This window comes from Selenomonas sp. KH1T6, assembly GCF_900108415.1.
Lineage (GTDB): Bacteria > Bacillota > Negativicutes > Selenomonadales > Selenomonadaceae > Selenomonas_B > Selenomonas_B ruminantium_A.
This window is the reverse complement of record NZ_FNWN01000001.1, coordinates 23,014-35,776: the sequence shown is the minus strand read 5'-3', so window position 1 is coordinate 35,776 and position 12,763 is coordinate 23,014. Positions and strand designations below refer to the sequence as shown.

Below are 12,763 nucleotides of genomic sequence, written 5' to 3'. Positions count from 1 at the left end.
ATCAGGACTGTGCCTCCGCAGCATCAGCCTCAAGAGAGGCAACCTGCTCTGCCAGTTTTTCGTATACCTCCTGGGGCACCTTGCCCTTGAAGGAACGCTCCAGCCCCCGGGACTTCTGGGCCTTGGCCAGGCAGTCAGCCTTGGGGCAGATATAAGCCCCGCGCCCAGGCATCTTGCCGGTGACATCCACGGCGAATTCGCCCTCAGGGCTTCTGACGATGCGCACCAGGGCCTTCTTGGGCAGGCTCTGCTGGCAGCCCAAACAGAATCTTTCAGGAAGTTTCTTGGTCTTCATGGCTTATTCAACCTCTGCGGTAAAGGACTCCTCGCCTTCCACCTGGACCTCGCTCATATTCTCGTCCAGTACTTCACCCACGGCCTGGCTCTCGCTCTTGATGTCGATTTTCCAGCCGGTGAGCTTGGCAGCCAGGCGGGCATTCTGCCCTTCCTTGCCAATGGCGAGAGAAAGCTGATAATCGGGCACGATCACCCGGGAAACCTTCTCCTCTTCGTTCACTGCCACGGAAACCACCTTGGCAGGGCTCAGAGCGTTGGCAATGAGCTTGGCGGGATCTTCGTTCCATTTCACGATGTCGATTTTCTCATCACCCAGCTCGTCCACCACAGCCTGTACGCGCATGCCGCGATAGCCTACGCAGGAACCTACGGGATCCACTGCCTCATCGCTGGAGTACACAGCAATCTTAGAGCGATGGCCAGGCTCCCGGGCCACGGACTTGATTTCCACGATGCCATCCTGAATCTCGGGAACCTCCAGTTCAAAGAGGCGCTTCAAAAGGCCGGGATGAGTGCGGGAAACCACGATCTGGGGCCCCTTGTTGGTCTTCTTGACTTCCACCACGAAAGCCTTGATGCGGTCACCATGCTCGTAGCTCTCGCCGGGAATCTGCTCGGCAGGAGTGAGCACAGCCTCAGTCTTGCCCAGGTCAATGAACACATTGCCATTCTCCACACGCTGCACCAGGCCGCTCATGATGTCGCTCTCACGGCTCTGGAACTCGTCGTAAATGATGCCGCGCTCAGCCTCGCGGATGCGCTGCACCACCACCTGCTTGGCAGTCTGGGCAGCAATGCGGCCGAAGTTGGCAGGGGTGACCTCGATTTCGATAACGTCACCCACCTCGTACTCGGGGCGGATGGTGCGGGCCTGAGCCAGGGAAATCTCCGTGATTTCGTCCTCAGTCTCGTCCACTACAGTCTTGATGGCGTACACATGGTAGTGGCCCGTCTCACGGGAGAGGGTCACGCGCACGTTCTGGGCAGAGGCGAAATTCCGCTTGTAAGCAGAAATCAGGGCTGCCTCAATAGCCTCAAAAAGCACATTCTCATCAATGCCGCGCTCTGCGCCCAACTCACGAAGGGTAGTGAGAAATTCCTGCCCGCTGTCCTTCGCCTTAGCTTTAGTAGCTCTTCTTGCCAAAATAACTTTCCTCCTAAATCAAAGGGCTATGCCCTATATTACCTGTCAAAAATCTATATGCAGACGAATCTGGGCTGTCTTTTCCAAAGGCAGCTTCAGTTCCTCGTCCAGAGTGATGCTCTCTTCATCAAAGCCGGTGAGCACTCCTGTGAGATCCTTCTCCTTGGAGCCCTCCAGGGGAGCATAAAGGGTTACGTCCACCTTCTTGCCCTGCTCACGCTGGAAATCACGCTGCTTCCTGAGTACCCGGTCAATGCCCGGGGAGCTCACTTCCAATATGTAGCTGTCTGTGATGAAGTCTTCTGCATCCAGCCGCTCTTCCAGCTTCTCGCTGAGGGCCTGGCAGTCATCTATCTCGATGCCGCCTTCCTTGTCGATGAAGACGCGCAGGTACCAGTCACGTTCCTTCACGTACTCCACGTCCACCATCTCGATTTCGCTCTGTCCCTCCAGCAGTTCCAGGACGATTTCTTCCACCTGCTGTTCGATATTTTCTTTGCGGGCCATCTTTCCACCTCCATCTGTGAGCTGCCTGAAGAAAGTTCTTTACATAAACATGAAAGAGTGAGCCTAAGCCCACTCTTTCCAAAACGCTTAAATTCAAATGACGTCAAACCTGTCAGTCAAAGCACTCACGATTAAAAATACACTCAAGTACATAATCAACTTCTTAAGTATATCATGTGCCAAAGAGCTTGTAAACCTACAAATTCACAAAATTTATAGGTTTACTTGATGACCATTACAGGTATAGTGGACTCTTCCACTACCTTCTGGCTGACGCTGCCAATGAGGGCCCCTTTGAAAAGCCCCAAACCGCGGCTGCCCATGATGATCATGTCACTCTTCTCCTGTTCTGCCACTCTCAAGATAGCCTTGTGGATGCTGCCGGTTTCCACATGCTTGGCCGCACGCAGGTCAGCAGGAATCTTCTCCCAAATGCGGTCAAAGACGATATGGCTGGGAATATCCTTGTTGATATTGCTGGCCACATATACGAAATCAAGATCCGCCTTGCATTTTTCCGCAAAGAAGATGGCCTCATCAACCGCCTTGCAGCCGTTTACGGAACCGTCCACCGGCACTAATATCTTATTTATCTTGCCCATGATAAAACCTCCTCACGCTTGCATTTGTATTATGATGTGTATTTCGTTAAGAGGCACGAAAATTCCTTTTTCCCGCTAATATTTTCTTGCACTTTGCAAAATCTCTTTGCTTGTGATATAATACTTACACTAGCTAACGGGATGTAGCGCAGTTTGGTAGCGCACTTCGTTCGGGACGAAGGGGCCGCAGGTTCAAATCCTGTCATCCCGACCATAAGAAATTCAACCCGGCTTCTTTTAGGAAGCCGGGTCTTTTACTATGCAAATTTGCCAATTGCCAAAATACTGGCCAGCACTGTCGCTTCCGTCAGCAATTCTGCCGCACCATAGACGTCTCCTGTTACCCCTCCCAGCTTGGAGCTTGCATAGTGGCCGAAGAGATAAGCTGCCGCCAGGCCTGCTGCCAGAGCTGCCATTGCCGCCTGGCCCAAAGGAATGAGGGCTGCCAGGGTGGTGACACCTGCTACCAGCAAGGTACCCATGTCCGCTATATCGGCAAATGCCTTGCCCAGCCCCTGGGGACGGGCATAAGGGAAGGCGGCGATTACCAGCACCATGCCCATGCGGCCTATCAGGGGCATGGTATAGACAGCCAGAAAGATAAGAGATTCGTCTATCTCCCTCAGCAGGGACCACTGCAGCAGGATGAGGCAGATAGCTGCCAGAGCGCCGTAGGAGCCCACCCGGCTGTCCTTCATTATTTCCAGCATGCGCTCCCGGCTGCGGGCGGAAAGCAGGCCGTCCATGGTATCCATGAAGCCATCATAGTGAAGCCCCCCGGTGATGATGATGGTCAGAATGAGCATCAGGGAAGCAAAGACAGCAGACTGTCCCAAAACAGGCAGCAGCAGCCAGGCAAAGAGCAGGTAGATGACGCCCTGCACCAGCCCCACCAAAGGGAAAAATCTGGTGGAATGACCAAAATCCTCCGCCGTCCAGCTGTCTTGTTTCACAATATGGATTCTGGTGAGAAATTGCAAGGCAACAAAAAATAAGCGCAATTAGTTCCCTCCCTCAATACAGGCTGTGACCCAAACACTGGAATACGATATAGAAACCGATGAGGTAAAGCACCGTAGCTGTATACATCATGCGAATGCATTCCATGATGTGCTTTGGCCCCGTCACCTGGATGGGATCCCCCATATAGGCGCGGAAACTCTCCCTGCCAAAGTAGGAATTGACTCCTCCCAGCCGGATATGCAGAGCTCCTGCCACCGTAGCTTCCGCATAGCCGCCGTTGGGGCTGGGGTGCTTGTCCGCATCCCGCTTCATAATGTTCAGGGCATGGCGGGCATCAAAGCCCAAGAGCCAGGCACTTACGATAAAGAGCAGGCCTGTCAGACGGGCAGGAATCAGATTCAGGGCATCATCCAGCCTGGCAGCCGCCCGGCCAAAGTAAAGGTACTTCTCATTCTTGTACCCAATCATGGAATCCATGGTATTGGCAGCCCGGTAGAGCACCGCCAAGGGCACGCCGCCAATTGCGAAGAAAAACAGGGGAGCAATGATTCCGTCCACGGTGTTTTCCGCAATAGTCTCCACCGTAGCCCTGGCAATCTCGGCTTCACTTAATTTATCCGTATCCCGGCCCACTATCCAGCCCACCTTCTGGCGGGCTTCCTCAAGATTGCCCAACAAAAGCAGGGCGCAAATGCCTTTGCCGGCTTTGGCCAGACTCTTGGGGGAAATCATGAAGGATAGAATCAGGGCCCCCACCATGGCACTGCCCCAGCCGGGCAGATAGTAGGAAAAATGCATCAGGGCAGCTGCTGCATCATAAGAAATCAGCAGCACTATGATCACCAGCATGGCCCCCATGGCAAATTTCTTGCCGTCGCTGTCCTCAGGGCGGTAAAAGGCCCTTTCCAAAAAGGATATCAGCTTGCCCATCAGGACTACTGGATGCCATTTGCTGTTGGGATCCCCGATAATGGCATCTATGAGGAAGGCGGAGATAGCCGTCAGCATGAGCTGTCCTCACCTCCTGCCATGATTTCTGCCAGTTTTTCCATATCCAGGCTCTGAGCTACAACATCTGCCAGCCTGTCATAAGCAGCTTCCTTGTCCCGGTGCTGGTTGCGCTGCTCTGGCAAAGCCTCCCAGCCCTTCTGCTGGCGCAGCACGTTCAGGAGCTGGCGCCGGAAGCCGTCATGGTCAAAGATGCCGTGGATATACGTGCCCAGTACCTTGCCATCAGTGCTCAAGGCCCCATCGCTTCCTGCAGTGTCCTGTCCATTGGAACAATTGATGACAAAGGGGTGCTTCACCTGGGAGGTGAATTCGGTCTGCCCCATGTGTATCTCATAGCCGGGCATATTGTCAGCTGTCATGGCTTCCCGGACATCAGCAAAGCGCAAATCCTTGCAGGAAGCCTTCACCTGGGTCAGCAGCTTCTCTGCGGTGAAAGTGGTCACCATGGGCAGCAGGCCCATCCCCTCCACTTCGTCATGGTCAGATTCCATATGCCTTGGGTCTCGTATCTTCTCCCCCAGCATCTGATAGCCGCCGCAGATGCCCCAGAGGGGTGTGCCCTGCTGCACCTTCTCCTTGACAGCCCGCTCCAGGCCGCTCTCCCGCAGGTATAGCAAGTCCTCTGTGGTGTTCTTGGAACCAGGCAGGAGAATCAGATCTGGCTCGCCCAGACCGGAGGCTTCCTGCACATAGTAAAGCTCTACATCTGGTTCTGCCGCCAGGCTGGAAAAATCCGTGAAGTTGGAAATCTTCGGCGTCTGTATCACTGCCAGCCGCAACTTGTCCTTATCCTTGGCGGGGGCGGACTGCTTTTCTTCCAAAGAGACTGAGTCCTCATCGTCGATGCCCATTTCGTCAATATGGGGCACCACTCCCAGCACAGGCTTGCCAGTCTTTTCCTCCAGAAAATCAATAGCTGGCTGCAGAAGGGTTATATCTCCCCTGAACTTATTGATGATAAGCCCCTTGACCAGAGCTCTTTCGTCCTCCTCCAGAAGTTCCAGAGTGCCTACCAGGGAAGCCAGGGCGCCGCCACGGTCAATGTCTGCAATCAGCAGCACCGGGGCATTCAGATGCTTTGCCACCCGCATATTCACTATATCATTGGCCTTGAGGTTCACCTCAGCAGGACTGCCCGCCCCCTCGATGACCAGCACCTCATAATTCTCCTGCAGACGCAAAAGCGCCTCCTTGACGGCAGAAAAAGCCTTCAGAGAATAGCCTGTATGATATTCACGGGCGCTCATATTGCCCACAGGCTTGCCGTTGATGATGACCTGGGAGCAGGAATGTCCTGTAGGCTTCAAAAGCACGGGATTCATGTCCACCATAGGCTCCAGCCCGGCCGCCTCTGCCTGGGCCACCTGAGCCCGGCCCATCTCCAGCCCTTCACGGGTCACATAGGAATTCAGAGCCATATTCTGCGCCTTGAAGGGCACCACCTTTCTGCCCTGGCGGCGAAAGATACGGCAAAGAGCCGTAGTGATGATGCTCTTGCCCACGTGAGAACTGGTTCCCATCAGCATGATGCTCTTAGACATGGAAAAGACCTCCAATAGTAGTGCGGATTTGCTGAAATCAAATACTCATACTTTCTAAGGGAGCAACTTCCCGCTCCCCATGCTCTCGCATAAACTATGATGATTGTACCATAAAACAAGGAAATTGGCACGGGGTCTTCCCCGTGCCAATACTTGCTGATTCGTAACTGTATAGAAGGGTTTATGCCTCATGGCTGCGTTTCCACTATTACTTCCGGAGCACCACTCTTTCCTACACGGCATTCGCGCAGGAGGCCGCCGCCTCCTGCCGACAGGTCGCTCATCTGGAAATGCATGGGATCAGCCATGATATAGAAAACCTTGTCCGGGTCACTATCCTTTGTAAGGGAGGCATAGTTTTCCGGAATGTCTGCCCTGCGTGTCATGTGCCGGGCTTGGGGGACAAGGACGGGAACTTTGCCGGATATATCGTATACGCTTGTGGTCTCCCATATATCGCCTGCCTCCAGGGCATCCACATAAAGATACCTGCGCCCGTCAGCAAGGCTCACCACCACAGGACGCAAGCCGCTTGCTTCACCGTAATCATTGAGCTCCTTGTCATCCAGCTTAATGAGAATGCCGCTGTCTGACTGGCTCACGCAGATAGTGCCAGTCCTGCCTTTGGCAAAAGCCGTGCGCATCTTTTGATATGGCAAAATTTCCATACAGTAGGAGGCAGGTGCATGGCGGTACTTGTCCTTGAAAAGCTCAGGCTGCTCATCAAAGAGAATAGTGGCTGCAAAAATACCTTCCATGTAGCTGCCAATGAGATAAGGGTTGAAATAAAAGGTCACCCCGCAAGGGTCAAGGGTCCAAGAGATGGTGCCATCTCCCACCATCTTTTCTGTCATTTCCCTCACGAGCTCGGTGCCGCCGCTTTCCATGAAAGAAGCCTTGGGGTAATCCTGCTGCAAGCGATTTTCTATAGCAGCCATCAGCTTTTTCTTGTCCACAAACACATCCCCAAGGGTGAGTTCTTTGCCCGTTTGGGTGTCAAAGCTGCGTCCCCATACACCATAGGAGCCGTGGGCACCGCCTTCATAGCTTTCTCCATATTCCAGCAGGCTCACTGCCAGGGTATCGGCGCGGCGCACAAAAACATCTGAGAGTGCCTCGTGTGGCACAAATGAGTATGAACCGTACGCCTTTCTTTCGGCCCGGTCAGCGGCTGCTGTGACCAGCATCCCTTCGCGCAGATGCTGACGTCTTTCCACTGCCTCTTTGCTATACTGCCAAAGTGCCTGTTGCAAGGCCTCTGTGCTCTGGCCGCTGCCAACCAGATTCACAGTGGTGCGTGAGCTGCGCAAAAGGTCTCCTTCAGCATCACTGTCTACCGTAAGGTGGGAATTCACTGCCAGTTGAACAGGCCGAAGAGAGGCATCCACATGACTGGCAGCCTCGCAAGTCATGCAAAAACCTGCATATTCTGATAACATGCCCGGGAAGATGGCCGGAGAAATTGCCAAGGCCGCTCCCAGCGAAAGAGTTGCAATTTTTTTCTTTACGTTCTCCAAGTTATTTCTCCTTCCACTTGTGCAATAGCCCCACTTATCTTATCATTTTCCCAGCTGCTCACAAATAGCCAGGGAGTCCCAAATCCTGTTCTGCGGCTTTCTCTGCTGTGCAGTTCAGCTTCTTGAGATTGACGGCCTGGCCGCAGACTGTCAGATATACGGCTTCTGCCTTTGATGCCAGCTGCTGATTCAGGAGGCCTGACAGGTCACGATATAGCCGGGCCAGATGATTTTCCGGCACAATACCCGCCCCCACCTCATTGGTAACCATGACAACAGCCCTGGCATGCTTCATCTGAGAGACAGTTTCCCAAAGCCTTGCTCCCATTTCCTCTGCCTGCTTGTAGAGCCTGTCTTCCTCATGCAGCTCGCTCTCTGTGCAGCTGCATAGAAAATTGCTGAGGTAGAGAGTCAGGCAGTCAAAGAGAATTACCTCGCAACTGTCACCTGCTTCTTTAAGAGCAGAAAGCACCTCCTGTTCCGTGGGGGCTTCAAAGGTCTGCCAGTTTGCAGGACGCCTTGCTCTGTGCCTTTTGACCCGGAATTTCATTTCCTCGTCCCATATCTGCGCAGTGGCGATATAGGCTACCTTGCCCTCGGGGGCAGCTGCCTGGGCATATTCTTCCGCAAAAGCAGACTTGCCGGAGCGGGCACCGCCGGTCACCAGTATCAGCTTGGTCTTTGCTTTCAGTGTCTCTCTTTCCATGCCGCACATGCCTCCACAAATGCTCTTGCCTGCTCCGGGCAGCCTGCGAAATGCAGGTGCAGATAGCTGCCCAGGGTGTTATTGCGCAGCCGTCCTGCCCCATAGCGCTGGCCGTTCCGCAGGCGGGTGAACTCAAAGGGCCGCTCTGCTGCTTCTCCCTTATCCTCTTCCACTGAGAAGTGAAACTCGTGTCCGTGGATAAGGCTTCCCTTCCTGCCCAGCACCGTATCACTTGCCAGGCGGGCCTCGATATAGCCCACAGTCTGCAATTTGCGGGTCATCACCGCCCTGCCAGGAAAGATGCCTGCCATATCATATACCTGTCCCTCAAAATCCTGCAGGCTTTCCATCAGGTACATATATCCTCCGCACTCAGCGTAGATGGGCAGGCCTGACAAGGCCTTTTCCCTTATTTCCCGGCGCAGGGAATAATTATTCTCCAGTTGCCTGGCAAACATCTCAGGGAAGCCGCCGCCTATGAGCAGACCGTCAACCTGAGGCAGGGACTTATCTGCCAGGGGACTGAAGGTCACCAGTTCTGCGCCCAGATCCTTCAACACCTGCAAGCTGGCGGGATAATAGAAGGAGAAGGCCTCGTCCCTGGCCACGCCTATGCGGCAGACAGGTCTGGCGCTGTTCCCCTTCCCTTCTGCAGTTTCAGCTTGCAAAGGCTCTGCCATCTCAGCCAGTTTCAGTAGAGCGTCCACATCTACCTGTTTTCCCACAGCCCTGCCCATGGCCTCCACGGCTTTCCTGGCAGGTTCATCTGCACCGCTCCGCTCTTCCACCGGCACCAGGCCCAGGTGTCTTTCTGGCATGCCCAGTCCCTCCTGACGCCGCAGCACGCCGAAAACGGACATGCCAATGCCGGCCATGGCTTCACGCAGCATGGCCTCATGGGTATCGGAGCCAACCCGGTTGAGAATCACTCCGGCAATTTTCACTTCTCTGTCATAATCCCGAAATCCCAGGGCAATGGCTGCGGCAGAGGCCCCCATGGACTTGGCATCGATTACCAGAACCACGGGCGCTTGCAAGATTTTCGCAATCTCTGCCGTGGAACTGATGCCCTGCCGTCCTCCGTCATAGAGGCCCATAACCCCCTCGATAAGGGCGATTTCCGCCCCTTCCATTTCCCTTGCCAGGGAAGCAGCGAGTTTTTCCTTCGGAGTCAGCCAGGTATCCAGATTCATGCCGGGACGTCCGGAAGCCAGTTGATGATAACCGGGGTCAATATAATCCGGCCCTACCTTGAAGGACTGGACAGCCACGCCCCTTTCCCGCAGGGCCGCCAGCAGTCCCGTGACAATGGTGGTCTTGCCCGCCCCGGATTGGGTGGCGGCGATGACCAGACGGGGAATATGCCTTTCCATGGGCAGCCTCCTTCAGGGACGGGTATCATCGATCAGGTACATCATGGCATTGATGGCAGCTGCCGCAATGGGGCTGCCGCCTTTGGTGCCCTCTACAGTGATATAAGGCACCATCTCCTGCTGGCGCAGAGCCTCCTTGGAGTCAGCCGCCCCCACGAAGCCCACGGGAATGCCCACAATGCAGGCAGGGCGCACTCCCTCTTCCTCCATCAGGCGCAGAACTTCAAAGAGTGCCGTAGGGGCATTGCCAATGGCTACAATGTTCTTGTCCAGTGCCTTGCCAAAATGGCGCATGGCAGCCATGGAGCGGGTAATGCCCTCTTTTTTTGCCAGTTCTGCGATGTCCTCATCGGCAATCAGGCAATGGACCCTGCCCCCGAAAGCTGCCAGCTTGCGCTTGTTGATGCCCGTGCGCACCATTTCCACATCTGTGTAGATGTCGCAGCCTGCCTGCAAGGCTTCCTGCGCCTTACTGATGGCTTCAGGGTGAATATGTATCAGGGGAGCATAGTCCACATCTCCTGCTGCATGGATCAGCCGGGAGTAGACTTTGGTTTCTGCTTCGCTGAGGTTCAACCCCGCCAGATGAGGAGCAATGATCTCCATGCTGCGATGTTCGATTTCCATAGGCTTGGTGATGAAATTCATATCTTAGGCATCCTCCTTCAGCAGGTCATGCAAGTTATCTTTTAATTCGTCAAAAGTACTGCACAGGCAGTCATAAGCCATAGGAGGCCTGTCAATGACAATGAGGGGCAGGCCCAGTTCCGCTGCTGCCTGTACCTTGGTATCCGTGCCACCCAATGTGCCGCTGTTCTTGGTGATGATAACCTCCGCCTCATATCTCAGAAACAGCTCCCTGTTCAGGGCGGCAGAAAAAGGCCCCTGCAGGGCCACAATCTGGTCAGGCGCCAGCCCCAAATCCTCACAAAGGCCAATTACCTCTGCTGTAGGCAGCACCCTGGCTATCAAGCGGCAATCCCGTAGACACTCTGCTGAGGTGAACTTGCTGAGATTACGGCTGCCGGTGGTGAGGAAAATCACCTTGCCCAGCTTAGCCGCTTCTGCCGCCGCTTCCTCATAGCTATGCACTATCACAGTCTTTTCGTAATCCAGCCGGGTAAGATTGCGTTCATAGCGCAGATAAGGGATTTTCACACCGTGACAGGCTGCCATGGCATTTTGGGAGGCATTGACGGCGTAAGGGTGGCTGGCATCTACACAGGCTTCTATGTGATGTGCCAAGAAATATTTCTCCAGTGCCTCACCGTCCATGGGTTCGTCATTTACCACCAGACTGTGACCTTTGTTTTCTTCCAGCAGCTGTTTGCCGTAAGAACTCACCACCGAAGCCGTCACCTGATAGCCGGCTGCCAGCAGCATTTTCACCAGTTCTCTGCCGTCCTGGGTTCCTGCCATGACGAAAATCATTTAGAGCGTCTCCTTTTTCTCATAGCCACGGGGTGTCACCATCCAGCCCTCCTGCACGTAAGTCTGGGAATTGCCGATTATGACCAGGGAGAACATGTTGATTTCTTCCTTGGTAAAGTCCTGCAAAGTAGAGATGACCTTGGACTGCTTCTCCCGGCTGGCTGCGGTGACAATGCCCACGGGGGTGTCGGGGTTGCGGTGCTTCAGCATGATTTCCCGCACTTCCTCGATATTCTGCACCCGCTTCTTACTCTTGGGGTTATAGAGCGCAGTGACGAAATCACCCTCCGCCGCCATCTCGATGCGCTTCCTGATAGTCTCCCAGGGCGTCAGGAGATTGGAAAGGCTGATGACCGCAAAATCGTGCATCAGCGGTGCCCCCAGGATGGAAGCAGCTGCGTTAACAGCCGACACACCTGCCACCACGCCGCCCCACTCAGGACGCTTTTCCTCCGGCAGCTTCAGAATCAGTTCCAGCACCAGGCCGGCCATGCCGTAAACCCCGGCATCACCGCTGGAGACAACCACAGTTTCCTTGCCGGAAGCAGCTATTTCCACCGCCATGCGGCAACGGTCAATCTCCTGCATCATGCCAGTGCCAATGACCTCTTTGGAGCCGTCTTCCAAAAGTTCTTCAATGAGCTTGATATAAGTATTATATCCCGCCACCACTTCTGCCTGCTCGATTGCCTGCAAGGCCCGGGGCGTCATGTCCAAAAGACTGCCAGGGCCAAGGCCCACTACCGTTATCTTTGCCATTTTTATCACCTTTTTTTGCTCGTATGTGACTTTCAGTCTGTATAAATTAAGATAATTATACCATATTTTACAGGTTAACGCAGTTTCTTCCACACTCTTTCACAAATCCAGATAAATCAAAACGTATGATGCCGGTGGCAACTGGAGGAATCCTGCCTTAAGGTATGGTGCAGAAAGTAACAAAAATGTATTCGATACTGGAAAAGTTAATCTTCAATACCATGTGCAGTCTAGAGCAATGAGGCCAGATAAAAGGTATAAAAAAGCTAGCCATAAATCAGAGTTATTTCTGATTTATGGCTGGACTTTATGCATATACCATATGTATAAAATATTTCAATGCGCCATCAGCTTGCCACCGCCGGGAAGCTTGATGGTCTTGCCCCCGAGGCTGCTTTCTGACTTGTCGTAGTAGATGTTGTGACCGTGGGATTCAATGTTGCTGAAGTTTATGTCTTCATCTGTGAGGGAAGTGACATACGCATCCCCCGTAAGTTCCCACTTTGCTCCTTGGGCAAGGTTCACGGTCATCTTTTCTGCCTGGTTGTCTGGGTTCACGGCTCCTTTCAGCACAGCTCCCTCTCCAAGGTTCAGTGTCACCTGGCTGATCCTGTTTGCCAGCACATCCCCTTCCAGAAGCTGATCTTCTGCGTCCAAAGTGAAGTCGCCGCCGTTCTTGTCCGTGGTGCCCCAGCGGTCACTGGTGACCTGCACCAGTGTTTTGGAGCCGCCTGCCTGCACCAGTTGGGTGTTTTTCAGGCTGGCTGTGGCGGTGGTATTAGTGATGTAAAACATGGGGCCAGCGGACATATTGGTGAGCTTTGAATCCACAGCGGTGAACTTTGCCACGCCTACACCGGCATCCCCAGAGAAGGACTGATAGAGCATCACGCCGTGCCGAAGCATCTATGG

The 12,763-nt window shown here is 53.9% G+C and carries 14 protein-coding genes and 1 tRNA gene; 1 reads left to right on the top strand and 14 read right to left on the bottom strand.

Annotated elements, in window-relative coordinates:
• Position 1 precedes the first annotated feature (1 nt).
• From rnpM to BLW59_RS00205, 4 genes are all read right to left on the bottom strand, one after another.
• Entirely contained in the window at positions 2-295 is a 294-nt protein-coding gene (gene rnpM / locus BLW59_RS00220) for an RNase P modulator RnpM (protein ID WP_074695229.1), read from the bottom strand.
• A gap of 3 nt (positions 296-298) precedes the next feature.
• Positions 299-1,441 carry a transcription termination factor NusA gene (nusA, locus tag BLW59_RS00215; RefSeq protein ID WP_029543876.1) on the bottom strand — a complete coding sequence of 381 codons (1,143 nt, stop codon included), beginning with the start codon at positions 1,439-1,441 and terminating at the stop codon, positions 299-301.
• A gap of 45 nt (positions 1,442-1,486) precedes the next feature.
• Positions 1,487-1,948 carry a ribosome maturation factor RimP gene (gene rimP / locus BLW59_RS00210; protein ID WP_029543874.1) on the bottom strand — a complete coding sequence of 154 codons (462 nt, stop codon included), beginning with the start codon at positions 1,946-1,948 and terminating at the stop codon, positions 1,487-1,489.
• Positions 1,949-2,169: 221 nt separating this feature from the next.
• Positions 2,170-2,550: a universal stress protein gene (locus tag BLW59_RS00205; RefSeq protein WP_029543872.1), complete on the bottom strand. Its 381-nt coding sequence runs from the start codon at positions 2,548-2,550 to the stop codon at positions 2,170-2,172.
• 137 nt (positions 2,551-2,687) lie between these two features.
• On the opposite strand from BLW59_RS00205, the gene BLW59_RS00200 reads away from it, so the two are divergent.
• Positions 2,688-2,764, top strand: a tRNA-Pro gene (locus BLW59_RS00200).
• A 43-nt stretch (positions 2,765-2,807) separates the two neighbouring features.
• Here the strand turns inward: BLW59_RS00200 and cobS are convergent.
• From cobS to BLW59_RS00150, 10 genes are all read right to left on the bottom strand, one after another.
• Positions 2,808-3,551: an adenosylcobinamide-GDP ribazoletransferase gene (cobS, locus tag BLW59_RS00195; protein WP_074695227.1), complete on the bottom strand. Its 744-nt coding sequence runs from the start codon at positions 3,549-3,551 to the stop codon at positions 2,808-2,810.
• A 13-nt stretch (positions 3,552-3,564) separates the two neighbouring features.
• Entirely contained in the window at positions 3,565-4,521 is a 957-nt protein-coding gene (gene cbiB / locus BLW59_RS00190; protein WP_074695225.1) for an adenosylcobinamide-phosphate synthase CbiB, read from the bottom strand.
• Complete coding sequence (locus BLW59_RS00185) at positions 4,515-6,065, bottom strand: cobyric acid synthase (protein WP_074695223.1); 1,551 nt, start codon at positions 6,063-6,065, stop codon at positions 4,515-4,517. The genes cbiB and BLW59_RS00185 overlap by 7 nt, the downstream gene beginning before the upstream one ends.
• A gap of 188 nt (positions 6,066-6,253) precedes the next feature.
• The gene (locus BLW59_RS00180; protein ID WP_074695221.1) at positions 6,254-7,582 is read right to left on the bottom strand and encodes a DUF3298 and DUF4163 domain-containing protein; all 1,329 of its coding nucleotides are present in this window, start codon (positions 7,580-7,582) and stop codon (positions 6,254-6,256) included.
• Positions 7,583-7,640: 58 nt separating this feature from the next.
• Positions 7,641-8,288, bottom strand: a complete 648-nt coding sequence (gene cobU, locus BLW59_RS00175) for a bifunctional adenosylcobinamide kinase/adenosylcobinamide-phosphate guanylyltransferase (protein ID WP_051650305.1) — start codon at positions 8,286-8,288, stop codon at positions 7,641-7,643.
• Positions 8,270-9,661 (bottom strand): cobyrinate a,c-diamide synthase, encoded by a 1,392-nt coding sequence (locus BLW59_RS00170; protein WP_074695219.1) that lies wholly within the window; start codon positions 9,659-9,661, stop codon positions 8,270-8,272. Before BLW59_RS00170 ends, cobU begins: the two co-directional genes overlap by 19 nt.
• Before the next feature lie 12 nt (positions 9,662-9,673).
• The gene (locus BLW59_RS00165) at positions 9,674-10,309 is read right to left on the bottom strand and encodes a precorrin-8X methylmutase (RefSeq protein WP_029543861.1); all 636 of its coding nucleotides are present in this window, start codon (positions 10,307-10,309) and stop codon (positions 9,674-9,676) included.
• Positions 10,310-10,312: 3 nt separating this feature from the next.
• Entirely contained in the window at positions 10,313-11,092 is a 780-nt protein-coding gene (gene cobK, locus BLW59_RS00160; RefSeq protein ID WP_074695217.1) for a precorrin-6A reductase, read from the bottom strand.
• Positions 11,093-11,851, bottom strand: a complete 759-nt coding sequence (cobJ, locus tag BLW59_RS00155; RefSeq protein WP_074695215.1) for a precorrin-3B C(17)-methyltransferase — start codon at positions 11,849-11,851, stop codon at positions 11,093-11,095.
• 336 nt (positions 11,852-12,187) lie between these two features.
• Complete coding sequence (locus BLW59_RS00150; RefSeq protein ID WP_139283488.1) at positions 12,188-12,757, bottom strand: hypothetical protein; 570 nt, start codon at positions 12,755-12,757, stop codon at positions 12,188-12,190.
• Between the last annotated feature and the right edge of the window lie 6 nt (positions 12,758-12,763).